Annotated in this window: 31 protein-coding genes and 1 pseudogene; 14 read left to right on the top strand and 18 right to left on the bottom strand. The window is 46.3% G+C overall.

Annotated elements, in window-relative coordinates; all coding sequences use genetic code 11:
• Positions 1-27 precede the first annotated feature (27 nt).
• From NC996_RS07255 to NC996_RS07240, 4 genes are all read right to left on the bottom strand, one after another.
• Positions 28-186, bottom strand: a complete 159-nt coding sequence (locus NC996_RS07255) for a hypothetical protein (protein ID WP_190689648.1) — start codon at positions 184-186, stop codon at positions 28-30.
• 233 nt (positions 187-419) lie between these two features.
• Positions 420-983, bottom strand: a complete 564-nt coding sequence (locus tag NC996_RS07250) for a hypothetical protein (protein ID WP_190689645.1) — start codon at positions 981-983, stop codon at positions 420-422.
• 409 nt (positions 984-1,392) lie between these two features.
• Positions 1,393-2,502, bottom strand: coding sequence for a restriction endonuclease, SacI family (locus tag NC996_RS07245; RefSeq protein ID WP_190689643.1), 1,110 nt, complete (start codon positions 2,500-2,502; stop codon positions 1,393-1,395).
• 2 nt (positions 2,503-2,504) lie between these two features.
• The gene (locus NC996_RS07240; RefSeq protein WP_190689641.1) at positions 2,505-2,765 is read right to left on the bottom strand and encodes a helix-turn-helix transcriptional regulator; all 261 of its coding nucleotides are present in this window, start codon (positions 2,763-2,765) and stop codon (positions 2,505-2,507) included.
• Positions 2,766-2,811: 46 nt separating this feature from the next.
• Here NC996_RS07240 and NC996_RS07235 point away from each other — a divergent pair, with 46 nt between their 5' ends.
• From NC996_RS07235 to NC996_RS07215, 5 genes and pseudogenes are all read left to right on the top strand, one after another.
• The gene (locus NC996_RS07235) at positions 2,812-3,930 is read left to right on the top strand and encodes a DNA cytosine methyltransferase (RefSeq protein ID WP_190689639.1); all 1,119 of its coding nucleotides are present in this window, start codon (positions 2,812-2,814) and stop codon (positions 3,928-3,930) included.
• A 374-nt stretch (positions 3,931-4,304) separates the two neighbouring features.
• Positions 4,305-5,186, top strand: coding sequence for an NADP-dependent oxidoreductase (locus tag NC996_RS07230; protein WP_190689637.1), 882 nt, complete (start codon positions 4,305-4,307; stop codon positions 5,184-5,186).
• Positions 5,187-5,342: 156 nt separating this feature from the next.
• Positions 5,343-5,453: pseudogene (locus NC996_RS07225) on the top strand (hypothetical protein); the annotation flags it as partial.
• The gene (locus tag NC996_RS07220) at positions 5,450-5,956 is read left to right on the top strand and encodes an N-acetyltransferase (RefSeq protein ID WP_190689635.1); all 507 of its coding nucleotides are present in this window, start codon (positions 5,450-5,452) and stop codon (positions 5,954-5,956) included. The pseudogene NC996_RS07225 and the gene NC996_RS07220, both read left to right, overlap by 4 nt.
• Positions 5,957-6,078: 122 nt before the next feature.
• A complete protein-coding gene (locus NC996_RS07215) occupies positions 6,079-7,041 on the top strand; it encodes an aldo/keto reductase (protein ID WP_190689631.1) in 963 nt (320 codons plus the stop codon).
• A 47-nt stretch (positions 7,042-7,088) separates the two neighbouring features.
• Here the strand turns inward: NC996_RS07215 and NC996_RS07210 are convergent, their stop codons facing one another.
• The gene (locus tag NC996_RS07210) at positions 7,089-7,364 is read right to left on the bottom strand and encodes a hypothetical protein (protein WP_190689629.1); all 276 of its coding nucleotides are present in this window, start codon (positions 7,362-7,364) and stop codon (positions 7,089-7,091) included.
• A gap of 268 nt (positions 7,365-7,632) precedes the next feature.
• Between NC996_RS07210 and NC996_RS07205 the strand changes: the two genes are divergently transcribed.
• From NC996_RS07205 to NC996_RS07185, 5 genes are all read left to right on the top strand, one after another.
• Positions 7,633-7,872 carry a hypothetical protein gene (locus NC996_RS07205; protein WP_190413856.1) on the top strand — a complete coding sequence of 80 codons (240 nt, stop codon included), beginning with the start codon at positions 7,633-7,635 and terminating at the stop codon, positions 7,870-7,872.
• A 383-nt stretch (positions 7,873-8,255) separates the two neighbouring features.
• A complete protein-coding gene (locus tag NC996_RS07200) occupies positions 8,256-8,636 on the top strand; it encodes a hypothetical protein (RefSeq protein ID WP_190689626.1) in 381 nt (126 codons plus the stop codon).
• A 186-nt stretch (positions 8,637-8,822) separates the two neighbouring features.
• On the top strand, positions 8,823-9,029 hold the full coding sequence (locus NC996_RS07195; RefSeq protein ID WP_190413854.1) for a chlorophyll a/b-binding protein: 207 nt from the start codon (positions 8,823-8,825) through the stop codon (positions 9,027-9,029).
• A gap of 98 nt (positions 9,030-9,127) precedes the next feature.
• Complete coding sequence (locus NC996_RS07190) at positions 9,128-9,598, top strand: DUF4383 domain-containing protein (protein ID WP_190689623.1); 471 nt, start codon at positions 9,128-9,130, stop codon at positions 9,596-9,598.
• 287 nt (positions 9,599-9,885) lie between these two features.
• Positions 9,886-11,517, top strand: a complete 1,632-nt coding sequence (locus NC996_RS07185) for an NAD(P)/FAD-dependent oxidoreductase (RefSeq protein ID WP_190689621.1) — start codon at positions 9,886-9,888, stop codon at positions 11,515-11,517.
• A gap of 105 nt (positions 11,518-11,622) precedes the next feature.
• On the opposite strand, the gene NC996_RS07180 is transcribed toward NC996_RS07185, so the two are convergent.
• Positions 11,623-11,868: a hypothetical protein gene (locus NC996_RS07180; RefSeq protein WP_190429206.1), complete on the bottom strand. Its 246-nt coding sequence runs from the start codon at positions 11,866-11,868 to the stop codon at positions 11,623-11,625.
• 15 nt (positions 11,869-11,883) lie between these two features.
• Positions 11,884-12,420 (bottom strand): HAD-IIIA family hydrolase, encoded by a 537-nt coding sequence (locus tag NC996_RS07175; RefSeq protein ID WP_190689620.1) that lies wholly within the window; start codon positions 12,418-12,420, stop codon positions 11,884-11,886.
• 453 nt (positions 12,421-12,873) lie between these two features.
• Between NC996_RS07175 and NC996_RS07170 the strand changes: the two genes are divergently transcribed.
• Positions 12,874-13,062: a hypothetical protein gene (locus NC996_RS07170; protein ID WP_190689618.1), complete on the top strand. Its 189-nt coding sequence runs from the start codon at positions 12,874-12,876 to the stop codon at positions 13,060-13,062.
• Positions 13,063-13,164: 102 nt separating this feature from the next.
• Here NC996_RS07170 and NC996_RS07165 read toward each other — a convergent pair whose 3' ends face one another.
• Positions 13,165-13,881 carry a Crp/Fnr family transcriptional regulator gene (locus NC996_RS07165; RefSeq protein WP_190436219.1) on the bottom strand — a complete coding sequence of 239 codons (717 nt, stop codon included), beginning with the start codon at positions 13,879-13,881 and terminating at the stop codon, positions 13,165-13,167.
• 92 nt (positions 13,882-13,973) lie between these two features.
• Between NC996_RS07165 and NC996_RS07160 the strand changes: the two genes are divergently transcribed.
• Positions 13,974-14,186, top strand: coding sequence for a hypothetical protein (locus NC996_RS07160; protein ID WP_190678185.1), 213 nt, complete (start codon positions 13,974-13,976; stop codon positions 14,184-14,186).
• A gap of 146 nt (positions 14,187-14,332) precedes the next feature.
• Here the strand turns inward: NC996_RS07160 and phaC are convergent, their stop codons facing one another.
• Genes phaC through NC996_RS07145 form a run of 3 tightly spaced genes read right to left on the bottom strand, consistent with a single transcriptional unit; the run spans position 14,333 to position 16,503 of the window.
• On the bottom strand, positions 14,333-15,385 hold the full coding sequence (phaC, locus tag NC996_RS07155) for a class III poly(R)-hydroxyalkanoic acid synthase subunit PhaC (RefSeq protein ID WP_190689616.1): 1,053 nt from the start codon (positions 15,383-15,385) through the stop codon (positions 14,333-14,335).
• A gap of 7 nt (positions 15,386-15,392) precedes the next feature.
• Positions 15,393-16,295, bottom strand: coding sequence for a class III poly(R)-hydroxyalkanoic acid synthase subunit PhaE (gene phaE / locus NC996_RS07150; protein WP_190689613.1), 903 nt, complete (start codon positions 16,293-16,295; stop codon positions 15,393-15,395).
• Positions 16,296-16,320: 25 nt separating this feature from the next.
• Positions 16,321-16,503: a hypothetical protein gene (locus NC996_RS07145; RefSeq protein WP_348259981.1), complete on the bottom strand. Its 183-nt coding sequence runs from the start codon at positions 16,501-16,503 to the stop codon at positions 16,321-16,323.
• Positions 16,504-16,832: 329 nt separating this feature from the next.
• Here NC996_RS07145 and NC996_RS07140 point away from each other — a divergent pair, with 329 nt between their 5' ends.
• A complete protein-coding gene (locus NC996_RS07140; protein ID WP_190689607.1) occupies positions 16,833-17,423 on the top strand; it encodes a sigma-70 family RNA polymerase sigma factor in 591 nt (196 codons plus the stop codon).
• A gap of 7 nt (positions 17,424-17,430) precedes the next feature.
• A complete protein-coding gene (locus tag NC996_RS07135; RefSeq protein WP_190436228.1) occupies positions 17,431-18,201 on the top strand; it encodes an anti-sigma factor in 771 nt (256 codons plus the stop codon).
• Positions 18,202-18,399: 198 nt separating this feature from the next.
• On the opposite strand, the gene NC996_RS07130 is transcribed toward NC996_RS07135, so the two are convergent.
• From NC996_RS07130 to NC996_RS07100, 7 genes are all read right to left on the bottom strand, one after another.
• Entirely contained in the window at positions 18,400-19,671 is a 1,272-nt protein-coding gene (locus NC996_RS07130; RefSeq protein WP_190436231.1) for a tetratricopeptide repeat protein, read from the bottom strand.
• 109 nt (positions 19,672-19,780) lie between these two features.
• Entirely contained in the window at positions 19,781-21,037 is a 1,257-nt protein-coding gene (locus NC996_RS07125) for a tetratricopeptide repeat protein (protein ID WP_190689605.1), read from the bottom strand.
• Positions 21,037-22,383 (bottom strand): ATP-binding protein, encoded by a 1,347-nt coding sequence (locus NC996_RS07120; protein WP_190689603.1) that lies wholly within the window; start codon positions 22,381-22,383, stop codon positions 21,037-21,039. The genes NC996_RS07125 and NC996_RS07120 overlap by 1 nt, the downstream gene beginning before the upstream one ends.
• Positions 22,384-22,520: 137 nt before the next feature.
• On the bottom strand, positions 22,521-23,579 hold the full coding sequence (locus NC996_RS07115; protein ID WP_190689600.1) for a cysteine hydrolase family protein: 1,059 nt from the start codon (positions 23,577-23,579) through the stop codon (positions 22,521-22,523).
• Positions 23,533-24,540 carry a methylenetetrahydrofolate reductase gene (locus tag NC996_RS07110; RefSeq protein ID WP_190689597.1) on the bottom strand — a complete coding sequence of 336 codons (1,008 nt, stop codon included), beginning with the start codon at positions 24,538-24,540 and terminating at the stop codon, positions 23,533-23,535. Before NC996_RS07110 ends, NC996_RS07115 begins: the two co-directional genes overlap by 47 nt.
• 50 nt (positions 24,541-24,590) lie before the next feature.
• On the bottom strand, positions 24,591-25,598 hold the full coding sequence (gene trpS, locus NC996_RS07105) for a tryptophan--tRNA ligase (protein ID WP_190689592.1): 1,008 nt from the start codon (positions 25,596-25,598) through the stop codon (positions 24,591-24,593).
• Positions 25,599-26,019: 421 nt separating this feature from the next.
• A complete protein-coding gene (locus NC996_RS07100) occupies positions 26,020-26,763 on the bottom strand; it encodes an O-acetyl-ADP-ribose deacetylase (RefSeq protein WP_339380507.1) in 744 nt (247 codons plus the stop codon).
• Between the last annotated feature and the right edge of the window lie 221 nt (positions 26,764-26,984).

Here is a 26,984-nt window from a genome sequence, read left to right as displayed (position 1 = left end):
AATCATCGACGTGGCAAAACAAAGCTTCTAAACTAAGCATGGGCGGGTAGATACTTGAGAACTCAGCACTTTCAGCGTATCTGCTCCGCCCTTTTTTATCCCGAACTCACGTTCCTCAATCTTGTGTTCGTTGATGAGTTCAAACCAGCGCCGAGCAATTATTTTGTTGTCCTCGATAGAAGACATCGCTGCCCCTCCTAAGAGTGAGATTAGAAACTGAATGCCACGCACCCATGCAAACCCTAACGGCTAGCTTCCGCGATCGCTTATGAATTTTGCAACACAACCAATCAAGTAATCCTCCGTTTTGGTACAAGCATTTTACTTCAGCCACCCTGGAGAATCCGTTGCGCTCGAACTGCTTGAATGCCTCGCGATCGAAGGAGGGTTCGTCATTTCTGGTCAAACCTTTGGTGTTGTCAACTTAAACAGTTTGGGTTGAGATTAGTAGATTCATGCTTGCAGCCGAGCGATCGCACTATGAATACTGGTGATTTCTTGGGCAATTCGATCCAGTTCTGTGGAAATGGGAGTGCGTTCTCGAATGGCTTGCAGTGTCGGTGTTGCTGTGGCAGTGCGACGATAAACACGATCGAGGTAGTCAGGCTGATGGATGACACCGCTTGCCCAAATAGACTGACAAAGCCTGCAATAAATATCACTAGAAACATCGTTAGAGCCGATAGCCAAAGGGTGCCATCATCTAGATTGGCAAGGAATAGCATCGCTGTAATGCTGATCGCTGCCGCAATCTTGGCTGTTGCCTGCTGGCGATACGCTCCCTCGACGTTTACCAGCGCCACCGACCAGGCTCCTATAACTGCGATCGCGCTAGCAGCCGGATGACCCATCAGCACTCCAACCCCAATTGGAACCAAAACCAATACAAGGGTCTGCAAACTGGCAGCAATATCGGGCTTACCTGATTTGAGTTGAAACTGCTGCAACAGCCAGTTCAGCGATCGTTGAGATTGAGAAGACATGCGCCCATCCCATTAGCTGCTATTGGTTATTTGCCTAATGGAAGCACTTTCTGGGTCGGATAGCGATAATGCTGCATCCAATAATCCTTGTTCCACCGAATACTGCCAGCTTCTGCATCGCTTTTACTGCTTGTTTTTGCGATCGTCACCATCAACAGTATTAGATGAAGTTCATTGTGCCTCTATCCTTATATAGAACTAAAAGGATTTTGCATTCGTAAGCCTTCTGTCGTGCTTCTCCTTTGGGTGGGTGAGCCTGTTCTGATTGAATGCCTTAACGTACTTCAATACAACTTGTTTATTTGATTCGAGCGTGGTTATAATCTTTCACTTAACCTTTGCCAATTCAAGGAGTGCGATCGCCTGCTCACGGCTAACATTAGGAAAATGATCTAGAAACACGGGCTAATTACTGTTGCGGAGCTTGGATAGATTGAAAAACACGCTCTATGTGTTCAAAAACTTCATCCTTAACTCGTGCGCTAATTGCATAATATTGAAGCTTTGCTAAAAATGCAGAAAAAGAAATTTCTGGGCATAATGCGAGTATAGACTTGACAAAGGGCACAAGCTCTATAAAAACTACATCGACTCGTCTTGTGGACAAAACAGCCTTTGCTACCTGATTGAGCGATGGATTAGTACATTGCCCACTTCTTCCCATTACAAACGTGATTGAAGTTAAACCATATTGACTAGCTTTGAAAGCAGCATGATCTACATCTTGCAGACTAAATTGTTTATCTTTTACCTCAATCGCTACAAAAACTTTACCTGCCCTCTTGATGTCTATATCTGCTACTTCCTTAGAGGAAGCACCGCTCTGATTGACTGGATGAACAACAACTTCAAAGCCTACGAACTGGTCGAAGTATACAGATAAGCTCGTTCCAGTTATGATTGCAGCTACTTGTCCTTCAATCGATCTAGTAATAAACTCCTCAACGAATTCAATGATTTTTAAGTGGGAGCCTACTGAAGTTGAAATCTCTGGAAGAAGCTCACTTAAAGCCGTTTGTCTTTCAACTGCATATCTCACAGCAACACAGAGGGCATTGAAAGCTTGCTCTGCGGTTTCTATCTCAGATAATACCTTGTGTAGTATGAGCAAAAGCTCTCTATCACTGCCAGCCCTTACAGCATTTGATGGAGATATTGTTGGAAAGCGAGCTGGCTTATTGAGGAATGGCTCATTTGAACCTCCTAGAGAACGATTAAGTAATTGACGTTCAAGTGGCACGACAACACCATGACATAAGCTTCGGGCATCATAAGCGCCACCAAGGTTAGCTCCTGCTTGAAGAGAAAGAGCATTGATACCTGGGTTAGTTGCTTTTCCTAAAAGAGCTGTAACAAGAATATATCTGAACGTCAGATGTTTACCTTGGATGATTGTCCTTATCTCCGTATTCCACTGGGTAACTGGAAGTTGGCTGGAGTCATCTTGGGTGATCGCAATGGCTTCTCGGAGAAGTTGCTCGGCTGCTTTGGGATCTACGGTTGGCTTAGAAGAACTCATGCTCAACTCTCTGGCTTGCCAAATTGTGTAAAAAACTCGGCAGGGTTAGCGCCTGTAGCCCGAACCCAGCGTAATGCTTCGAGAATGTCAATCCGACGTTCCCGGCGTTCTATCTTGGAAATGTCAGGCTGCGTCAGACCTATTGCCTGAGCAATAGCTTTCTGAGAGATTTTTGCTTGTTCTCTTAAGTGAATAAGCGCATCAATGATTCTGTGGTATTCAGGATCGTGAATGCTTGACACAGATTGCTTTTGACTTTCCATAATTCAGATATTGATCTGGAAAGCCGGATATGCCAAAATCGCATACATGAAAAACACAACGATGTTATCGGGACTCTCACTCTTCTCTGGCGCAGGGGGGATGGATGTTGGATTCATCCGAGCAGGGTTCAATGTTGTTTGTGCTAGTGACATTGACAAAAATGCTTGCCTAACTTACAAGGCAAACCACCCAGGAATAATAATCAAGTGCGGTGATATCCACCAATTCCTGGCTGATATGCATATCTTTGAGGGGATAGATATTGTTTTTGGTGGTCCACCTTGTCAGGGCTTTTCTGTAGCTGGAAAGATGAATCCCGATGACCCACGCAGTCAGTTGCTATGGATATTCATGAAGGTGGTTGAGTTAACCAAGCCTCGCGCCTTTATATGCGAAAATGTAAAAGCATTAGCAACCCTTGACAAATGGTCTGAAGTTCGTCAAAAACTCTTCCACATTTCTAGTCAGTTGGGATATAGATACAGATTAGTTGTACTGAATTCATCTGACTTCGGTGTTCCACAGTCCCGTGAGCGGATGTTTTTGATTGGCTTTCGTGACATTAAAGACGTTAGCAATTTAGAAACTCAGTTTTTATCACGTAAAAAGCAGGCTCCAACGGTTCGAGATATTGTTTTACCTCTAGGCGTAGCAGGTTCCGAGAGTAACAAGCGGATATGCAATGCGAAAGTTACTATCGCTGCTAAACCAGTTATGCGACGTTCTCCCTATGCAGGGATGTTGTTCAATGGTCAGGGAAGACCGTTAAACCCTGATAGCTACTCATGCGCTCTCCATGCTTCTATGGGTGGAAATAAAACACCAATTATTGATGAGGAGCATTGCTACTTTGGTGAAGATAGTTGGGTTGAGTGGTATCACGCTCACTTAATGAAAGGAGGCGAGCCATTACCTTTTGATGCAGCACCCAAGAGACTTAGGCGTTTGACAGTTGATGAGGCATTAAGGTTGCAGACGTTTCCACACAATTACAAGTTTATGGGTGGGCAAAGTTCGGTCTACAGACAGATTGGGAATGCTGTTCCTTGTGATTTGGCGCAAGTTGTTGCTGAGGTTGTGCGAGATTGTCTTGCCAAGGGTGAAGTAGTTGAACCAATATCTCTCGTGGAGAGTAAAGTTAGACAGTTGCGGTTAGCTATCTAACAAGTTATTAGACACTTCCTTACTAGCTTATCTCTTGGATTTTCTCTACCAGGTTGTCTTACAGCAACAATTGCAAGATCGGCTTATCGTTTTACGTCAAAGGACGAAGGGAAAAGGGTTAAAGGGTAAAGGTTATAGAATTTCCTTTTCCCCTACCCCTTTAACCTTTTACCCTAAGCAAGTTTTCAGAATTCATCGTGGTGGGTTTGAGCAAGCGTGACACCACTTGTCTAACTCAAGTCCAATTATGTCTGATGAAAGATGTTGAGCTAGCGATCATCAACTGCAATCGGTAGTAGGCTTGTTGGGATGATTGTCCAGCTTGGTACAGCACTAATCGATGCTCAACGCATTGGAAAAAATAGGAATCATCAATGCCTAATTCAACTAACCAACAAATCTTACTCAAAAGCCGCCCAGTTGGGGAAGCAGCAGAATTGGGTTCCGTGATGGTTGGCGGCATAGTCAGCCAAGTGGTGAAATCGAATCATCCCCAATTCTCAGCCGGAGATTTTGTGCTGGGTTATGACGGCTGGCAAGCCTATGGCGTATCAAAAGGCGAAATGTTGCGTAAGCTTGACCCCAATCAAGCACCTATCTCTTATGCATTGGGCATAACGGGGATGCCCGGAATGACCGCATATTTTGCGCTGCTGGATATTGGGCAACCCCAAGCGGGCGAAACGGTTGTCGTTTCTGCTGCCTCTGGTGCAGTCGGTTCTGTAGTCGGTCAAATTGCTAAACTCAAAGGCTGTCGGGTCGTCGGGGTGGCTGGGAGTGAGGCGAAATGCGATTACGTCGTGAAAGAATTAGGGTTTGATGCCTGCATTAACCGCAAAACTCAAGACCTAAGTTCTGCACTGAAAGCGGCTTGTCCTAACGGAATTGATGTTTACTTTGACAATACGGCGGGGCCAATTTTAGAAGCCGTGTTGCAGCAGATTAATCTTGGGGCAAGAATCCCACTGGTTGGTTTAATCTCGCAGTACAACGCAGAAAATCCTCCGCCTGGCCCTAATTTGATGCCACTTTTGGTTAAACGCGCTTTAATTAAAGGTTTTCTTATTGGTGATTACCTACAGCGTCAGGCAGAGTTCGTTAACGATGTTTCTCAGTGGTTGCAGGAAGGCCAGCTCAAGTATAAAGAAGACGTTGTAGAGGGGTTGGAAAACGCGCCCCACGCCTTCATCGGTTTACTGCAAGGGAAAAACTTTGGCAAGCTGATTGTTAAAGTCAGCGACGATCCGACAGGATGAGCGTGGATTACGAATGAGTTACAAGCAATCCCCAGCAGTTTAGATCCCCGGCTTTTCTAAAAAGTCGGGGATTTCGCCTTGACTGGACTAGCTTTTGACAACTACATTGCCAAAAGCTATGAATCTCACGATTGGGGTGACTAGACCCAAGCTGGCAATCTCTGGCGAATCTTCTTTGAAAATGAAAAGAAACGTCCCGCAAAAGCGATCGCAGGAGCGCTGAGTGGAGCAAGGCAAGATATCCAAACCAGAAAGAGGCAGCAATGAATCTAACAATCCGAAAAGAAGTTACTTCTGATGTGGCGGACATCAAAGCATTGACAACTGCCGCATTTCTCAATGCTCCCCATACTAGCCACACTGAGCAGTTGATTGTTGATGCCTTGCGTAACTCAGGGAACTTGACAGTTTCTCTCGTTGCCGAAGTGAATGGACAAATCGTTGGTCATGTTGCTGTATCCCCGGTTTCCATTTCCGATGGGAGTCAGGGTTGGTATGGACTCGGCCCGATCTCTGTAGCGCCGGAACATCAAGGCATTGGAATTGGCTCACAGCTTATGAAGCAGGCGTTGGCTACGCTACGCGAACTTGGTGCAGGTGGATGTGTATTGCTTGGCGAACCAAAATACTACAACCGTTTTGGTTTCACGAGCCAGCCAAATCTTGTTCTACCCGATGTCCCACCTGAATACTTCCAAGCGATTTCGTTCGGCGCACCGATACCCACTGGAGTTGTCTCATTCCATGAGTCATTTAGCGTACAGGGCTAACAGCGCTATTACAAGATCCAGCTCTCGTGTGCCTCTAGCAAGATGTTGCGAACGGTTCCTTGCGTTTGAATTTGCTCATAGCTATATGCATTTAAGCAATCGGTGACAGCCAAGGAGAACAGATGTCAGAAAGTACACCAAACTCAGAAATGCTATACCGAACTCTCGGCAGTACAGGAGAGCGCGTTTCTGCAATCGGACTCGGTGGCTGGCACATCGGATTGAAGTATGTTGATGAGCAACTGGGTATCCGGATTGTTCGCACTGCGATCGACCGTGGCATCACTTTTATGGATAACAGTTGGGATTACAACGGTGGAGTCAGCGAGATTCGCATGGGTAAAGCGTTGCGCGATGGCTACCGAGACAAAGTTTTCCTGATGACGAAAATTGACGGTCGCTCCAAAAAAGAAGCCACAAGACAGCTAGACGAATCACTACAACGCCTGCAAGTTGATTGCATCGATCTCGTCCAGCACCACGAAATCCTCCGCTACGAAGACCCGCATCGAGTGTTCGATCCAGAAGGGGCAAATGCCGCCTTGATTGAGGCGAGGGAAGCTGGCAAAGTCCGCTATATTGGCTTCACCGGGCACAAAGACCCCCAGATTCATCTGCATATGCTGGAAATTGCAGCCAGTAACGGGTTTAAGTTTGATGCGGCTCAGTTGCCGCTGAATGTGATGGATGCCCACTACCGAAGCTTTGCGAAGTTGGTTGTGCCAGAACTGGTTAAACAGGACATCGGCATTCTGGGGATGAAAAGTATGGCAAACGGGATTCTGTTACGGTCAAATACGGTAACGCCAATTGAATGTCTGCACTATGCCCTGAATCTACCCACATCGGTTGTGATTACGGGAATTGACAGCATGGAGATTCTCGATCAGGCGTTTGAAGCGATGCGGACATTTCAGCCAATGAATGACGAGCAGGTGCGATCGCTGTTAGCAAAAACAGCAGAAGCCGCATCACGGGGCGAGTTTGAGCCATTCAAAACTTCATCAATTTTCGACAGCACTGCCCAAAATCTAGATTGGCTTGGAGAGGAACCACAGCGCATTCAGCAATTGATGCCAACGTGATCGAAGACGCGATCGCAAGTTTATTGCTATTTCTCAAGATCGCAACCCTACATCTGTTTCAGTAATGCAGACAATTTTGTGACTAGCCACTCCTGTTCAACGAGCCGTAATCTGGAGCCAATCATATAGTCTTGATAACGGGTACGGATGATACACAACCGCTCGTGTTGATAGCGCAATAGCACCACATACCTCTCATCGAACAGTTCGATACGAAGAACATCGGACAGGGGTAGGTGTACCCAACGTCGGCGAAATGGGGTAAACAGTTGTAATCGCAACGCTTGAGGATCGATGACAATCTCTACAACCGTCCATTGCAAATGATAGCTTTTAGATCGACTTTCATCAAAGCAGCTATTTTACACACCTTCCTATAAGAATCACAATTTGCTTGATGGCAAGTCTTGCTTCTCGCTCAAATAAATAGCAAATGTTAACTCTAATTGTGCTCTATCATACTTTTTGGCTAATTACCCAGTAATATCTCCTATTAAATTAGTCATAGAGGCAGTCCTAACCGGAGATAGAAAACCTTTAAGAAACTAAAGAATATCCTAGTAGAATAGCCCGATTTATAAGGTGCAGTTTATGACAATAGAAAATCCTCAAGACAATCGGCAAGATGAGGTTAAATATGACCCTCAAAATAATCCTGGAAGCGAAACAACTGTACCAACCACAGAAGAGGGGGACACTCCGCTTGATGAGAGATATCGTATGACGAGTCAACAAGCCGATTCTGAAACCAGTCCCGGTGCGGAACCTGAAGCTCCAGGAGCTTCTCCTAAGGTGGTAGGCGCTCCGAATCAAGGAACTGATTCTCGTTAAAAAGATTAAAGATTCCTGAAAATTAGGCAAGTCTTTGATGAAAATGAACTGCTCGGCTCGGTTCTATTCCGCTGCTCCAAGGATTCTGGGTTGAGAGCTAGATTTAGCGATCGCAAAACCAAACACGTATGCGATCTCAGCTAACTTTGTAGGTTGGGTTGAGGGAAGAAACCCAACTCAAAGTTTGTCTGTTGAGTTTCGCCGCTCTATACAACGAACTGAAGTGCTAGTTGCTCTCTCTGAAATGCTGCTTCTGGCTTGTGTATTTCGCCCTAGTTGTGGCTGATGGCGATCGCGAGTGAAGCTAGTGGGAGGGGAGAGGTTGATACCACAGTAATTGTTCTAAGAGATTCACCGAGAAATTAGAAAAGAGTAATGCATCCATGCCGAATCTAGCAAGTGAGCCAAATCAAGAAGTTGGCGCATCTCAACAGGCTCAAGTTTTTGCATTCTCCGATGCAGGTGGAAGTGCTGTTTTAGATGCAAACATTGCAGCCGGAGTCAGCACAAACCCAGAGGGAGAAGCGATCGCGCATCCCATTGCTTCTAATTTCTCATCCACAACCAGGACCACAGGCGATGCCAAAACTGCTGGAGCTGCAACGATTGCAGGCTCTTATGCGGCAGATGGCGAGCAGTCGGAAAAAGGTCGCGTTAATCTTCACAACAATCCCGACGTACCTGGTAGCGATGCTCAAGGAACGCTACCCGATACTGACCCAATTCAACTTCCGATCGATCCTGAAGTCAACCATCCGGAATAAAAGTTCGGGCTTTTCTTCCAAATTTTATCAGTAAATAAGGATGCTTTTTCTTGTGCCGATATTAACAGTTGAACGTTACAAATCGAATCTTTAGATATAGGTAGAATGCAATCCTAACGGTAGACAATACTAGCAAATCTACTCGATAGCATGAAATCAAAACAACGTCATTGAGAACGATTCACTATGAAAAACTCAACCATCAATACTGCTAAAACCCCTACGGTCGCTCCAGCATATAACGGTTCCGATCGCAATGCCTGGATTTTTGGCTGGAACCCACAGCAAGAGCTATGGAACGGTCGCCTAGCAATGCTGGGTTTTGTTGCCTATCTTCTTTGGGATATGGCTGGTTATAGCGTTCTTCGGGATGTACTCCACCTGGTTCGCTAGAAGTTGAATGGTCAGTTAGAAGCTGTCTGTATTTCTCCAACAGCAGCAAAACACTTGTTTAGCCCACACCCAAAATTTTAAAAAACCAAAATACTGCCATGCAAACATCAACATCGCAAACATCAACATCTTCAGTTTCTTCAATTCGTTACGCTGCTCTCATCCTAGGTCTCCTTTTCTTGTCACTTGGCTTAGCTGGATTTATGCCTGGTTTTGTCACTCTTTCTGAGAACTTTACCTCCGAACCAGGTTTCGGCTATATATTCGGGGTATTCCCCACCAACTATTTTCATAATGCAATTGGCGTTTTAGTGGGTGTTTGGGGAATTGCGGCATTTACTAGCTTAAGCGGAGCAATTGTGTTCAATCGCATCTTCGCTATCCTTTATGCAGCAGGTGCTATTTTAGGATTGCTGCCCTTTGCAAATACGCTGTTTGGGCTTACACCACTTTTTGGAAATAATATCTGGCTCAATGCTCTAACTGCTGCGATCGCTTTCTACTTCGGATTTATGAAGTCAGCAGAAATCGCTATGCCAAATTCATCGAATGCTCAACCTAGCGCGTAACCAGAATACCTTCTCGAAGTAGAGACAGTGTTCTAATGCTTACGGCTGGAAATTATTTCATCTGCCCTCCTTGGCTCTGATTCTGTAATGCAAAAGTAGTCCTTGTGGGACTACTTTTTTTGCGCTCGTTTCAGTATCAATGCAAGAGATAGCTTTACATCCTTGAATCACTCAACTGACGATCGCGCAACGTGTAACTTTAAGAAAGCCCCCGATAACAACGAGGGTTCTGAGTATAAAGTTGCACAGGACGTTTATTAATCTCTGCGTGAGGAGAAAAAGCTATCATGAGTCGTTCCCCACTCTTCGACAACTTAGCACGTGCTATCCGCATTGCTCGCTATTGCCAAGAGCAAAATATCTCCACCAACGAGGGAATTGAGCGAATTGCATCTCTAGAGGCATTGATGGCGGTACGGCGCACGAATCGGCGCGAATTTCTTACTGATATGGGCAAGCTGAGTGCGATCGGCGCGACAATAGGAGTAGGCTCAGGATTGCTTCACCGTACCCTCGCAGCTCCTGTACCAGCAGATGTAAAAGTTGGAATTGTGGGGGCTGGTTTAGCCGGACTTGCTTGCGGGTACGAACTGAAGAAAAACGGGATTAACGCTACCGTATTTGAAGCAAGCAATAGAAGTGGCGGTCGCTGTTATTCTCTGGGAGGCGATTTTGCTGGGAATGTTAATTTTCCCGGTCAGGTTGTGGAAAGAGGCGGCGAGTTTATTGACAACTTGCACAAGACAATGCTGGGATACGTACGGGAGTTTAACCTCAAGACAGAAGATTTATCAAAACAACCAGGAGAAGTTTTTTACTATTTCAACGGTCAGCGCTATTCAGAGTCAGCAGTTGTGGATGAATTCCGCAATTTTGTTGCCGCTATGCGTACCGACTTGCGATCGCTTTCTGCACAGCCCACCGCCGACAATTATACTGATGCTGACAAAAAGCTCGACTTGCTCAGTCTGCGAGACTATCTAGATAGCCGTAATGCCGGAAACCTAATCAAAGGTGTTATCAAAGCTGCTTATATTGCCGAGTACGGTTTAGAAATTGACCAGCAAAGTAGCCTCAGTTTTCTCTTTTTCATTCACGCCGACAAGCGATCGAAGTTTACACCCTTTGGTGTCTTCAGCGATGAGCGCTATCACGTCATTAACGGCAACCAGCAAATTGTTGAAGGTCTGCGTAGCCGACTGCAAGGACAAATTAACTATAACAAGCAGTTAGTAGGAGTCCGCTTTGATAGTGCAGGCAAAGTAGAATTAACATTTAATGATGCCTCATCTGCCAAATATGATGCAGTTGTCTTTGCGATTCCCTTCTCAACTTTGCGCCAAGTTGATTTAAAAGGTCTTCAACTGCCTGCCGAGAAACTATTTGCGATTAATAATTTGCGCTATGGAACCAATGCTAAGATGATGGTTGGCTTTAATAGTCGCCCTTGGGTTGCTCTTGGCAGTGACGGCTCATCCTATTCAGATTTATCAAATCATCAAAACACTTGGGAAACAAACCCACAAAATGCAACTAATAATAGAGCAGTGCTGACCGACTACTCTGGTGGAAATCGAGGCAAAAACATTAATCCTAATCAAGTTCAGCAGGAAACCGGGTCTTTTCTCAATGACCTCAACCGCGTTTTTCCTGGCACTTTAAAGGCAGCCACACGCAACGGCAATAATTTTTTAGTGCATCTAGAACACTGGCCTTCTAACCCCCTATTCCAGGGCAGTTACACCTGCAATCACCCCGGTTATTTCACAACAATTGCAGGTAATGAAGGTAAACCGTTTAAAAATATTTACTTTGCTGGCGAACACGCTAACTCTTTTTACGAGTGGCAAGGTTTTATGGAAGGTGCTGCTTTATCAGGTATCGATGCTGCCAAGAGAATACTTAAGACTAGAGTTTGATGTTGCACAGGTCCAGTCCCATGCCCATTGAAAGGGTACACCTACTCGTTGGGCAGCTTGTTCATCTTTGGGGCGATCGCTTACATACAGCGAATTTTGCTGCGATCATACCTCCTGCTGTGCTTGAATTTCATCGAGCAACATCTCGTCAGAGTAGGATTTTTCCCATTCACCCTGAAGTTTGAGCCGCACCGACTTCGCGCCACCACTGGGCGTACAAACGACCCAGTAGGTATCCTCCTGCCCTTTAACCTGCGCCGCATCCCGGTTTTCTGCGTTGTTGTCAAGCCCAGAATAGGCTTGAATGCACGTCCAGGTAATGCCGTCGCTATCTGTAATCTCTCGTTCCATGAGTATCCTCTCTTGTTACTGTGCTTCTGTCAGGTTGGGAGCGATCGCTTCTTGATGTTGTGCGATCCAGTCCCATGCCCATTGAAAGGGTACACCTATTCGTTGGGCAGCTTGTTCGTCTTCGGGGCGATCTCCTACATAGAGCGAATTTTGCGGAGTATGTTTGTGTCTGACCATTGCTAGCTGCAACATACCCGATTGCGGTTTGCGGTACTGTCCAGACCACTTGGTTTGGCTGTGGTTATGAACATTGTGATGAGTGACGCGGAAACATTTTTTACCCTCAAAGTCTGGGCAAAAGTAAATTTCTCTCAACTCAGGGAATAACTCAAGCGTGTATTGCTGTTCCTGGATGCACCGTTGCATAGACTTATGACCTGCGGCAACTCCACCTTGGTTGGTGATGCCAACAATAATCCAATCATCTTTGTGGGCGCGAATGGCAATATCAGCACCTTCAATAATGCGTTGATCTTTGGGATGTTGGAAGTATTGGTGTCCGCTGAGTGGTTCGCGGAGCGTGCCATCCATGTCTATTAGTAATAAGCCCATCGTTCCTTGATGAAATTCCCTGTGTTATCAGACATCTTAAGCTGCGATTCATTTTTTATCCTCTAGCTAATGGTATGCACTGAGTAAGAGCGATCGCCATATCAACCTATCTTCCAACTAAGTGAAATATTAAATTAATGTGTTATTCAAAATACAAAAGCGAGGGAAACTGTTTTTTATAAAATGTGATAATTCTCACGTTTGGTTCTCTATAACTTATCTATAAATCATTAGATAAATCATCCTAAAGATAAAGTTAGAAATCGATAATTTGCTATAGCGTTAACTTGAGTTAACGGAAGATGTGCGGCGCGAACTGCAATTCGTACTGGTTGATTCCGCTGAGGATGTATTGACAGCAACCCGATCGCCCGTAAAGCGAACAGAACTGATGTTGATTAGCTAAATCTTTTGAGCAAGGGGACGATTTAGTGAAAGCAATAGCCGGATTGGTTGCGAAGCCTACACCATACCTGTACTCAGGTTGGTGCAGGAGATGTCACCAAGAACTCACGGGCGAACAGTTACTCCACTGGGCTGGAAACTCATCTAACCGCAAGGTGGGATGCGATCGCTGTACTGGGAGCTGTAGGGTTAGCGGTACTGGCGGTGTCAGTGTCTAACACCAGTAAGCTCATCTAGCCTAGACAGGTTGCGAGATAACGGCTTTCATCAACTTTCATCAATATTGAGCTGCGCGAGCAGCTAGAGAGAAGCGATCGCTTCTTCCTCTAACAACAACTCTCAACCGTTCTTAGTGCCTAGCAACCTAACGTACTCGCCCTGGATAATTTGATAACACTCACACGAAACGGCTTCCAATTCTTCCCGATTCAGGATGGTAACTTTGCCACGAGTGTAGCGAATCAGTTCTGCCTGTTGAAGAGCGTTAGCCACCTCCGTGACACCCGCACGTCGTACACCCAGCATCTGGCTCATAAATTCATGAGTCATGGGCAACTCCTTTGACTCTACACGGTCACAGACGAGCAGCAGCCAACGAGCCAGTCTCCCCTCCAGATAATGGAGGCGATTGCAGGCAGCATTTTGGGAAACGAAGGCGTGCAGCGCCTGCATGTAGCGCAGTAACAGACTTTGCAGTGAACCACCCCGCTGAAACTCGGTTTTCAGCACGCTTGCCTTCATCCTCATGGCAGAGTCTGGTACCTGCACCATTGCGATTGTAGTGGCGATGTTATCTCCCAAAGCGGCGGGGAGACCGACCACTCCGTCATTTCCCACTAAAGCAACTTCGACCATCGAGCCATCTGCCATCGTGGTGAGGGAAGAAACGATTGCCCGATCGGGGAAATAGACGTATTTAATTGGTTCACCAACCTCGTAAAGGACTTGTTTAAAAGAGAGCGGGACGTGCTCTAGATTGGGAACAAGGCCTTGGTACTCAGCATCTGGCAGAGCAGCTAGCAGTTGATTGACTGGCTTGGGTGAGGCTTCGGACATCGGGTATTAAGAATCTCCTAGGGTTGAGCCGTTGCAAGAAACAACTGACGGCATCGGGAGAAGTATTTAGACCCTAGTCCGAATGTCTTGAGGTGTTAATTGACCAGGAACTGAAAACCTGGCTCATATATGCTAGCGAATTAAAATTCTGTGCCGCCTATACCGCTTGCGGTATAGGCGGCACAGACCTAAGAGGTGGGGGTGTGGAGGGTTGCGATCGCGCGATCGCCAGCTGCTGTAAAGCGTTAGCAAAGCCTTCCGAAAAGCGCTCCGCAAAGCTTATATATAGCGGTTCTCACTCTTAGTGCAATATACACTCGGAACCTCACCCCCATCCCCTCTCCGTTTACGGAGAGGGGAGAATATTGAACCCCTCTCCGTTCGCGGGGAGAGGCAGAGGTGGGGTTAAACCTTACTGCATCCAATAGAGAATTGCTAGATGCCAACTGTTCTAAACTCGCGCCTTCAGCCAATCAACAATCGTGGGAGGAAGGTCTCGCTGCACCTTACTGCTCACATACATCCCGATATGCCCGACTGGAAAGGAACGCACGGTATAGTCTTCGCTCCCTATATACTTCTCAAGAGCCAAGGAAGATGCCGAGGGAACTAGATGATCTTGCTCGGCGTATATGTTCAAAATTGGGATGCGGATATTCTCCAGATTTACTCGTTTCTTGCCTATCTCGATCTCGCCTTTGATGAGTTTGTTTCCCTGGTAGAAATCCTTCATAAACTGTCGATAAGCTTCTCCAGCTTGGTCAGGACTATCAAAAATCCACTTTTCCATGCGGAGAAAGTTGAGCAACTTGTCCTCATCGATAGTATCCAGAAAGTCAATATACTTCTGAATTCCTAACTGAAAGGGCTTTAGCATCAAAAACTCTAAGTTCATGAAGTCGCCAGGGATGTTCCCCAGAGTATCTACCATTAAATCCACATCCAGAGCTTGTGACCCCAGAGTGCTTCCACCCCAAACATTGAGCAGTCCCTCATTGGTGTTAAAATCCACTGGAGTGACCATAGTAATTAGGTTTTTCACCTTCTCTGGGTAAATGGAACTGTAGCAGAGACTGAAAGCGCCTCCCTGACAAATTCCTAACAGGTTGATTTGCTCTAGATTGTAGCGATCGCGTACTACGTCCACACAGTTATTGATATAACCATTGATGTAGTCGTCAAGGGTCAAAAAGCGATCGCCTCGACTCGGATAGCCCCAGTCAATCAGATAAACATCCATGCCAAGTTTGAGCAAATTGGCAACAAGCGATCGCCCTTCTTGTAAATCGACGATGTAGGGACGGTTAACGAGAGCGTAAACAATCAGGATAGGGATGCTCAGCGAAGACTCTACCTTAGGAGTGAAGCGGTACAGCACCACCTTATCTTCGCGGTAAACCTCCTCCTTGGGTGTCACCCCAATCTGAATGTCCTCCTCGCGCAGGTGACTTAAGTTATGGGCACCCTTAAACAGTTTTTCGGTTAGCTCGGTAAACTCGTGCATTGCATCCTCAAGACACTTCGCGGCGTTGGGATTGTGCTAAAGCTTTTTTCAGGCTTTTAATTTCCTTCCGCAGTTCGTAGATGCTGTGGTGCATCTCATCGACTTCGCTGCGAGTTGGCAAGTCATTCATCTTCAGAAACACTTCCATTAGCTGTTGCTGGTGGAGCCTGTAGGTCATGGCTGCATTCAAGAACTTACCCTGGATCTGAAGGGCATTTTCTGAACGGAACGTCTGTGCGAATGCTTGGTCAAATACCTTACTCCAGACTTGCTGAAACTGCCGCCAGTTCTGAAGCGTTTCGCCTTTTTCCTGGGAAGATGCCAATCGCACCAGATGCTCAAAAGCTTTTACCCAGACATCGATCAGTACTAACTGATAGTCAAAGCTTGCTTTATAGAAATTTGTCCAGGCATCAAAGCTTTTCAGCAGTTTGTTGTTGAACTCACGGGTATATCCCAGGCTTGGGCTTAAAAGAAAGTTGCCAAAGGTCTGTTGATAGTCCCAGTAGGGATTGGTGGACGGCGATGTTCCATTGTCGTCGCTCATTGCCTGAGTCGCCATCTCTAGTGGTTCTGCCCAAAATTGACCTAAGTTTTGCAGATTCTTTTCGTAGATTTGCCACAAATCAGCGTAATTGTTGAAGACGGGTTGCCAATCCTTGCCCAATTCAACCAAAAAATTTGTGTCCTTACTGGAGCTGGTCAATCTCTCCAGGAAACGCCCAAAGACCGCCTGAGTGTCCAAAAGCGGCTGGGCGTCCTTGACCTCTGCGCGAGCATTGACGAGTGTTTCCGGAGTTGTAACAGACCTCATGAGATCGAACCAGCTTTTCCACATTTTCTCCGTCTCAACCCATATATTCACCAGCTTCTCGGATTGCTCTAGCCAGGGAGTATCGTTTCTTTCCATTGCCTTTACTCAACGATTGGTGACATTAATGGGCAATCATCTGAATTCCTTGTACTTTTAGCTCAAGATGGATTCCCCAGATGTATACCAAAAGAGGTTGAAGTAAAACTGCTAGTAAGGCTTTGCCTGGTTTTCTGGCATGATGAACCAACTCAAAAAAGCCCAGAAACCAAGGCGGTATCTCTTGGAAGCTTGGATGCGATCGCATCCAAGAACGCAGTCAGCACCCCAGCGATTGTCCAGAACCATTCCATTCGATGCTCCTCAAAAACTCAAAGCTTGCTCGGCGACATAATTAAGTAGAAACCTCATTGACAAATTAACAGTATTTTCAAATCTTATGATTTTACTGAGATTTTGGATTCCACTACTCGTAGAATTACGGAGGCGTTCAGCGGTTTTGTTGAAATAAATCCAATTAATCTTTTAGATCGTATTAAAGAAAAAGAGAATTTATCTCCTGTGAGAGATGCAGAGCAATCAAGTCCTGCAATTGACTCTGAAGAGTGATTGGCTTAGACCTACTCTCCAGAACGCATGCATCCTGACTCTCTCGATGGCAAATCAACAAATACAACGCCCCGGATGGATACAGAGCTATTTCAAGCACTTAAAGCTGGTCAATCCTCTGCTCTGGGCGCTCTCTACGACCGCTATGGCGCTCTTGTCTATGGGTTAGCATTAAAAATTTTGCAAAATCCCCAAGAAGCAGAAGACCTCACTCAAGAGATTTTTCTGCATCTGTGGCGTACTAATACTTACGATCCCGCTCGTGGTTCTCTTAGCAGCTTTTTAACTGTAATGACGCGATCGCGTGCGATTGACAAACTTCGCTCTCGTGGCACCACCCACAAATTTCTAGAGCGTTGGCGTCAAACAATGACGACTGAAATCAGCTCTGCAAGCCCTTTTGAGCAAGCTTCGTTAGGAGAGCGATCGCAGCAAGTTCGGGACGCCTTGGCGCAACTTTCAGAAAATCAGCGTCAAATCTTAGAAATGTCCTATTACCAGGGTCTCAGTCAATCGGAAATTGCGGCTCAACTAAATATCCCCTTAGGGACGGTCAAAACTCGCGCTCGTCAGGGACTACTGAAATTGAGGCAAACGTTACAAGATTTTCTAAAATAGTTGCACCATGACCGAACCTTTAAATCCCGAAAACTTAGAAGAATTAATGGCAGGTTATGTCCTCGGCGATCTTAGCGCTGAAGAAGCGGAAGAATTTAGGCAAATTCTCGAAAAAAATCCGCAACTGGCTGAAGAAGTGAGTCGGTTGCAGGCATCGCTTGAACTCTTGCCCTACGCCCTTCCTGAAGTCACACCTCCCCCAAATCTGCGTTCGACGATTCTGGAAGCTGCCAATCCGACAGTTAACCCCGAACCCGCTCCAAAACAGGGTTCTTTTCCTTGGAGCAAACTTTTTGCTAGTTTGGTAGCACTATTAGCCCTAGCTTTGGCGTTTGACAATTATCGTCTGCGCCAAAATCTAAAGATAGTGCAATCTCGGCTGCGGCAAGAACTTCAAACGGTGCAGGCTCAGAAAGATGCCCTTGAGGTGCTACAACAGCGGAATACTCGTTTATATACGCTCACAGGTACAGAAAAAGCAAATACAGCGTCTGGAAGTATTCTCGTTAATCTGGACGAACAGAAAGCGGTAATCGCCTTTCAAAATCTTCCGGCTGTCCCATCTGGTCAAATTTATCGACTTTGGGCAATTGTTGACGAGAAAAAGATACCTTGTGCAAATTTTGGGGCAAGTCAGGGGGGAACTGTTTTAGAGCGAATTTCCATTCCCGTCGGTGCTTGTGGTGCTACAACCTCAACCTTAGCTGTTACCTTAGAACCCTCTAGCCTACCTCCGCAGCCAGTCGGTCCCGCAGTTATGGTCGAAAGTAGTTTGTAGCAGAGGGGAAGCAACGAGCGCTGGAATATTCGGAGGTATTTTAAAAGTGTTGAGCTTAAAAGTGTTGAGCTTAAAAGTGTTGAGCTTAAAAGTGTTGAGCAAATATTTTTAACCTTTTAACCGCTCTAAAAACCTATGGGGAATACCTTCGAGAAGGGTTTTCAGGTAAAGAAAACATACTTGAGATGCTCGCACTCACTACTTTGGTTTGACGCCCATCAGTACAGTTGCCAACCAGCTCGAAAGTATCGAACCAAGCCAGAAAAAAGCTAGGGAAATTCCGGCAAACTGAACGCCAATTTCTCCCAGAGGCGGCTCGGCTAATGATAGACCAATAGCCGCCAGCCATGCGATCGCTAAAACGATCGTGTAGGTTGCCATGAACTTTCTGGGCCATCCTGCCGGACAATTTAACATCGCCGTTATCGGTAGCAACAAAAGTCCTAGTGAGAGGGCGACGATGAGGATGTTGGTGTTTTTAGTCACCAACCACAGACCAATTGCCATTAAGATGCTTAGAAATACTGCCCCGACTAAATTTGAGTTTTTAACCTCTTGTTCGGAAAGGGTTAATCGCCCGAAGCGGTCAAACCGGAGTAATAAGGTGAATAAGGGGTCAGCAATCCAGGTAAGCAGGACAAACAGACAGTAGGCAATCACCACGAACCACAGCAAAGGGTTGCTACTTGCAGCGATGCCGCCCACTAGCAGGCGGAAAGCGAAGTACAAGCCGATACTGAAGCCCAACCTAGCTCCGTTACTCAGCCTAGAACTCCACAGGAAGTAGCGCAGCATCAGCCTGTAGAGCGGGTTCTTTGCCTTGAGCGCTTCGACGATTCCCCGTCGCGCCCACTCAAAGGTTGGTTGAAGCCGTAGTGCTTCGCGGAAACACTCTAAGGCTTTAGCGGGATATCCTCCCTGCGCCAGGAGTATCCAGCCGCGGTTGGCATAGCTTCCTGCATATTCTGGGTCAAGCGCGATCGCACTCTCAATAACCGCCTGAGCTTCTGGTAAGCGACCGAGTTGCATCAGACACATCGCTCGGTAATTTAGGCACTCCACGTCCTCTGGGTCAACGACAAGCCCTTGGGTTGCCGCTTCAAGTGCTGAGTGCCAAAGCTGTAGATTATATCGGATGCGCGAGAGTAGGGCGAAGTAGCTGGGGTTATCGGGACTCAGCCGCAAAGCCTCTTTGAGTACCGTTTCCGCTTCTAGAAGCTGGTTGTAATCGCACAGAATATAGGCCAAGACGTAGTGAGCGTACCCCCAATCGGGAGCCAAGCGAATCGCTCGCTGAGCCATCTGGGTGGCTTCCGAGTACATTTGGCGATAATTCAAGCACAGGGCGAGCAGAGTATGCGCGATCGCGCTATCTGGCTCCATTGCGAGTTCCTGTCGCAGTTCTTTCTCTGCCATTTCATACCGCGACTGCTCAATCAGCAGCTGTGCCCGCTCCAAATGTATGCCCATCAGAGTTTCAGATATTTCAGGATGTCATCTCAGGATGTCGTCGTACAAACTGCTCTTATTCGCATATAAGGCATCATTACGAGCATCAAAAACCATTCTTTTTCAGGCACTACTTTAACTTGGGAGAGCTTCTTCTGCTCAAAAAAAAGGAAAAAAGCGTTCCCAATGCGAGAACGATGAACCAAGTCAACCAGAACCAAACGTCAACACTTACAAAAGGTAGCCCTGGTAATGGAAGAACTAGCCCTGCCAGCCCAACTAACCCCATGATGGTTGTATATCCCACCATGAGGCTGCTGTGCCACCCCGCTGAAGATCGGAACGTTGCCGATACAGGCAGAAGCAACAATCCGAATAAAACGGGAGCAAACAGAGTTTTAGAATTTCCGGTCATTAACCACAAATAAAATGCGCTTACTATTGCCCAAACTAAAGTCGTGAGCCAATAGGATTGCTTAAACTTCAATTCGAGTAATAGGGTTATCAAGAGGTCTACAAACCAAGGCAAAAAGATTAACCAAAACAAAACAATCAGCGCTAACCAAATCAAAGGATTGGGATTAGTTGCAGCAAGATTCAGCAATATACGGAATCCCAAACACAAGCACGCAAAGAAGCCCAACAAAGCTTTCCCGCTCAAAAATCTGCCTAGTTTTAAACGGCGGTACGGGAATATTACACACCTGTAAACTGGTCTGTATAGTGGGTTTTTTAACTTGATCGCTTGGATGAGTCCATCCTGTGCAGATTCCAAATTGGGGTTGAGTCGGAGTGCTTGGCGGAAATACTCCCAAGCTTTCGTGGGGCTTCCTTCCCGATTCAGTATCATCCATCCCAAGTTGTTGTAGTTGAGGGCATTCTCCGGGTCAAGCGCGATCGCTTGCTCAGTCGTAGCGATTGCCTCCTCTGTTCGACCCAACTCGAATAGGGCAATCCCTTTGTTATTCAAACAGTCAACATTCTCTGGCTCTATGTTAAGCCCCTGCGTCGCTGCTTCTAGTGCCTCCTGCCATCGCTTTTGTTTAACTCGAATGTTTGATAGTAGGATGAAATGGTTGGCATTTTCAGGATTTAGGCGAATTGCCTCTTTGGTTACGTTCTCAGCTTCCAGAAGCTGATTGCGATCGCAGAGGATCCAACCCAGAACGTAATAACCAGTCTCCCAATCTGGTGCCAGCTTAATTGCTTGATCAGCTTCTTTTATTGCTTCCTCGTAGTTCTTGAGAAACCTCAAGCACCAGCCTAGCCACGCATAAGCCTGGGCGCTATCTGGATCGACTGCTAATTCCTGCTGCAATTCCTGCGCCGCCATCTCATAACGCGATTGAGCCATGAGGATTTCGGCACGCTCCAAATGTACGCCCATCAGAGTTTCAGATATTTCAGGATGTCATCGTACAAACCGCTCTCATTCGCATACAAGGCATAATTACGAGCCGTTGAAAACCATTCTTTTGTCGAAGGTTTCACGCTTCCTGCCGCCGAGGCTAAATCTTTGGTAGTCAGTGGCTTCGGGATACCAGCTTTCATTGCTTCTGCTAACTTCCTTTCTACTGCCACATCCACCACTGCCATTAAGTCTGCGCCTGAATAATTCTCAGTTTTCTTGGCTAAGTGGTTGTAGTCAATATCCTCCACTGGCTTACCCCGACACAGCAAGCGCAAAATCGCCGCCCTTGCTTCTGCATCAGGCGGCGGTACAAACAAGATGCGGTCAAAGCGTCCCGGACGACGGAAGGCTGAGTCTAAGTGCCAAGGGGCGTTCGTTGCAGCTAGGATTAATACCCCTTCATTAGAACTCCTCACGCCGTCCAATTCTGATAGAAATTGGTTAATTACCATGCGGCTAGAATTTTGTCGCAAATCCGCACGACTGGCAGCTAAAGCATCAACTTCATCAAAAAATAATACGCAAGGTTGGTTGCGTCTGGCTTGTTCAAAAAGGTCGTGCAAGTTGCGTTCGCTGTTGCCCAACCACATATCTAATACATCGTTAATTCCAACAGACAGGAAACTAGAATTAATTTCGCCAGCTGTCGCACGAGCCAGATAAGTTTTACCGCAACCCGGAGGGCCGTACATTAAAATTCCGCCCCCAATTGCCTTCCCATAAGCTTTGTACAGTTCCGGCTGTTTCAGGGGATAAATAATTTTCATCCGAATTTCGTCTTTGACCGCTTCCATCCCGCCAACATCCCGGAATCCGATCGCGGGTTTTTCGACTGGAGTATCTTCTTCTGGGTGCGGAAAGTCTCCCACCCCTGCCCGAATTTTCCCGTCTACGACCTCTTGAACGTCCTCCTGTGCCCCAATTCCCAACCTTTCGGCAAAATCAGCATCTTTGACAGATGGATCGACTTCGACTGCCCTGCGATACTGACGGACAGCTTGTTCCACAGCCCCCGTGTTGAGAAGAAGACGCGCATGAAGCAGAAAAGCACCCGCTGGACAATCCAAGCGCTTTATTTGATCTTCCACAATAACCAGTGCTTGGGGATGCTTTCCTTGTTGATAGAAGGCACGAGCTAACCCCAATTTCAACTGCTGATTTTCGGGCGATCGCGCTAAGGCGAGGCGGTATTCTTGCTCGGCTTCCTCTGCCTGACCCTGGCTCAAAAGTGTCTCTGCAAGATGTTGTCGCAAGGGTACATTATCCGGAGAAAATCGGAGAGCCTCGCGCAGTGCCTGAATTGCATCGTTGCTGCTAGTCATTGGTAATTGGTAAGGGGTGATTGGCGATTGGTGAATGGTAATTAGTAATAATTTTTAAGGTTTAATTTTCAGATTAAAAAACTCTCTTGTTATTCAAAACTCTCTTGTTACTCAAAACTCTAAAATTCAAAACTCACTTACCCATTCCCAATTTTAGGAAAGTCAGCCCAGGTTTCTAGGGGTTGAGTGGATTGAACCAGATGCATTCCCGCTGCGGCAAATCTAGCAAAAGCTTCTTCTGCTCCATCCGTGTAATCCACCACTCCAGGAACGACAACAGGTGAGGTGCAATCTTCTAGCAGATACACCTTTTTCGCCAGATTAGCGTCTTTTGCTGTTATTTCTGATAACAAATCATCAATTGTCCAGGCAACGCAGTGACTCTTCGCTTGACCAGCAATAATCACCGCATCAAACGCGAGTAACTGTTGAATCAAGCTGGTATTTTTCTGAGCAATCGGGCGTCCATTTGTACTTTCCAAAACTTCCGCCCGGAGGACAGAATAATTTTCAGTTAAAGGATTGTCGCCTTTAATTTCAAACTGCGTTTGGCTATTCCGGGCAATACAGTGGAAAAAGAGTGCCTCTTCCACCGCTGACACTAAAGCGTGACCGATTCCACCCAGCATGGAATGATAAGGCCACACTGTCAGCGGATATTTACCCGCTTCACTCAAATGCTTGACATAATGCAAAGCGTGTGAGGAAAGTTCGGTGTAATCGACACCAGCAATCCCGGCAACGGCTGGATTCACCTTCCACACACCTTGGTGAACATCCTCCGGTGTAATCATCGTCACGGCGGCGGTGGGATGTTCTCCGGCGTTGTTAATCCAGAAGATGGGGTGGAAAATTTGCATTGCCGTGTGAGTATCCATTGTGGGAGCGATCGCGCTAATGACTCCCAAATTCCGATAAATAAATTCACTCAGCCGCCGATTATCTTCTACCGCACCCGTACCCGTTCTCCCACCGACAAATAATTCAAAATCGGGGATGCAAAACGTATTCTGGACATCGATTAACAATAGGCAAATGCGAGTTTTGTCCTCAGCCGCCGCTGAAATCTGGTGTTTTTTCGCCCACTCCCTCGCATCCGCTGCCCGTTGCTGATAAGGCACCCGCCAGACTTCCCCGACCTTTTTGGCATCAAAGTGAGGCGGAATCGGCAACTGCTTTGTTGTTTGTGTGTTCATTATTTTCTCCTGCTGTCGCCACCGGAGTCAGCGGTGGAATTCCGGCTAAATCGAGGATTTGCGAAATCAAATCTTCTCGTTTCACTGCCATCATATGAACCCCTTGGCAGAGTTGACGAGCTAATTTAACTTGTTCGGCGGCAATTAGCATCCCTTCTTGCAAGGGATCGGAAGCAGCGGCGAGTCTCTCAATAATGTGGTCGGGAATATTTACTCCAGGCACGCATCGATTGATAAATTGGGCATTCTTAGCAGATTTGAGCAGAAAAATTCCTGCCAAAATTGGCTTTCCACAACCAGCCGCGATTTGATCCATAAATTTTTCTAGCCGGTCAAAATCGCAAATTAGCTGACTTTGGAAAAACTGCGCCCCTGCTGCTAATTTCCGCTCAAATCGACTTTGCAACCCCGACCAGCTAGCCAATTGCGGATCGATAGCCGCACCCACGAACAAGTCAGTCGCCCCATCACTCAAGGGTTTGTCGTTCCAGTCGAAGCCGAGATTCATTTTTTTGATTAATCCCAGCAACCGCACGGATTCTAGGTCAAATACACTCTTGGCATCGGCATGATCTCCAGCTTTTACAGGATCGCCAGTCAAAGCTAAGATATTGCGAATTCCCAACGCATGGGCACCCATCAAGTCAGCTTGCAATCCGATGCGGTTGCGATCGCGACAAGCAATCTGGCAAATCGGCTCGATTCCATGCTGGAGCAATATCACCGAAGCCGCCATTGAACACATCCGCAACACTGCCCGACTGCCATCGGTAATATTGACCGCATGAACCCGACCTTCGAGGGTTTTCGCCATTTTCAGCATCTCGGAAGGATCGCCGCCCTTGGGAGGGGCAACCTCGGCAGTCACTAAAAATTCACCCGATTCCACAGCAGTACGCAAATTGGTCTTGTAGGGGCGGGGTTCCCGCGTTCCTGCTGAATTTTGAATTAAATAACTCATTCTGAAGCATCAATCACTAATCGCTTCCATCCTTGATAACTTATATCTGGTTAAAGGGGAACCGAATAACCGAGGGCAGCTTTCACTTGGGCGAGAGTAACGGACGCGATCGCTTCCGCTTTCTGCCTGCCATCGCGCAACACGGACTCCAAATAGCCTTTGTCATCCATCACCGCTTGATACTTTTCCTGAATCGGTTTCAGGGCGTTAATCGTGGTTTCCGTCAGCAATGGCTTGAATTGTCCCCAGCCCATATCCTGACACTCGGCTGCGGCTTCTTCCTTCGTCTTGCCCGAAAGCACCATGTATAGCGTCAGCAAATTTCGGGCTTCGGGTCGTTCCGAATCGTCAAAAGTTAGACCGCGCACTGAGTCAGTTTTGCAGCGTTTAATCTTATTTTGGATTTGCTCTGGCGTATCGAGCAGGTTAATCCGACTCATATCCGAAGGATCGGATTTCGACATCTTCCGAGTGCCATCCGTCAGACTCATCACTCGCGCCCCTTCAGTCCGAATCAGCGGATTTGGCAGTTTCAACACCGGATTTTCCCGGCAAAATTGGTAATTAAACCGATTCGCAATATCGCGGGTCAATTCTAAGTGCTGCTTCTGATCTTCTCCCACCGGCACTTTATCCGCCTGATACAGCAAAATATCTGCCGCCATCAGCACCGGATAGTCTAGCAAACCAGTATTGACATTTTCTCCCTGCTTAACTGCCTTTTCCTTGAACTGGATCATATCTTCCAGCCAGTTGAGGGGAGTGATGCAATTCAGCAGCCAAGTCAGTTCGCTATGTGCAGGGATGTGGGATTGCACGAAAATACTGGAATACTGCAAATCGATCCCACAAGCCAAATACAAAGCAGCAATTTTATAAGTATTTTCAGCTAACGTACTGGCATCGTGCGGCGCGGTAATCGCGTGCAAATCCACCACACAGAAGTAATTTTCGTACTGACTCTGCCCTTCTACCCAGTTGCGAATCGCTCCCAAGTAGTTACCTAGATGCAGATTACCCGTTGGTTGAACCCCAGAGAGAATGCGTTGCTTAACCATGAATTTCAATTTAGCTATCTAGAAGCGCAGTTTTGATGCCTGCGTTAACAAAACTTATCTATCTAGTTTGACATTTTATGGCATCATCGCGGCGTTATTTTAGGCGTTATTTTAATAGCCCAGAGGCAAAGGAGCGATCGCGTCTTTTGCAATTATTCGGTACCTAAACGCTCCACTTTACCCATAATCAGTTTTCTGCTGGGATGGAAAATAACCAACCATGCTCAGAATGCGATCGCGCTTTTCAGGAGTTTTGTTGATTGCACAACGTAGCTAGCTTAAATGTTTAGATTTTTGGCTATGAATTTCCTGCGAGTTATCTCTTGATAATTTTCCCCTCGTAGCCGCTCTAGAAGAAATTGATTATTTATGAAATAAATAGGCGATTAGATGGCAATTGTAAATATTTTTCTGAAGTAATTCACTCGGGTTTGGCTGGCAGAATTTCATCTAGATTGATAGTGTAGTGGTCATAAGTCTGCTTTTCATAGCAAACAAACATTATCTTCTCAACTGAGGTGTTTCGCTCCAGAAAACGTCTAGCTTCAGAAACTGCGATTTTTGCTGCTTTCTCTACCGGGAAGCCATAGGCTCCTGTACTGATAGATGGAAATGCTACGGTTTTAATTTTATATTGCTCTACCAAAGCAAAGCAATTGCGATAGCACTGAGCCAGCACTTTATGTTCTTCATACCTGCCACCTTCCCATACTGGTCCAACCGTGTGAATAACCCACTTTGCTGGGAGGTTGTAGCCCTTTGTTATTTTGGCATCGCCTTCCGTGCAAACCTTCAGTTGTAGACATTCTTCCTCAAGCCCTAACCCAGCAGCACGATGGATAGCTCCACAAACCCCACCACCAGCCATTAGGGATTCATTCGCAGCATTGACGATGGCATCCACTTGTTGCTGAGTAATGTCGCCTTCTATAACCTCTATTCTTTCACGCATCAGCTTGTTATTTATCCGATACTCATCCAACCTGGAGAATATAGATTTTCCGGCTGACTCATAAACAATTGTATTTCCCTGATTTGGTAAAGGTTGAATATGTTTTGTTTGCCCTGAAGCAATCGTTATTGGAATAAAACCAGGGTCAAAAGCAACACAGGTTCCATCAGGGCGATAATGCAGACAGTAATTGCATCCTTTATAATTATTCATAATCACTACTTTGGTGTAATAACTACTACTCGTTTAGGGTCAAAAAGAACAATATATGCCAGTGACTAGATTTTTATACTATCATAGCCATGTAAATTCAGATACTTTGCATATTTAACAGCCTAGTTGGTGCTTAAAAGGGACTCCTTAACAGAATTATTAGTTGCATCAGCAACACTGTTTGTAAATACTTTAATTTGTTTGGGTTATTAACAAGCTAT

Source organism: Trichocoleus sp. ST-U2 (genome assembly GCF_039961875.1).
Lineage (GTDB): Bacteria > Cyanobacteriota > Cyanobacteriia > Cyanobacteriales > FACHB-T130 > FACHB-T130.
Note: the sequence above shows the minus strand (reverse complement) of the source record. Positions and strands in the feature narration are given on the sequence as shown.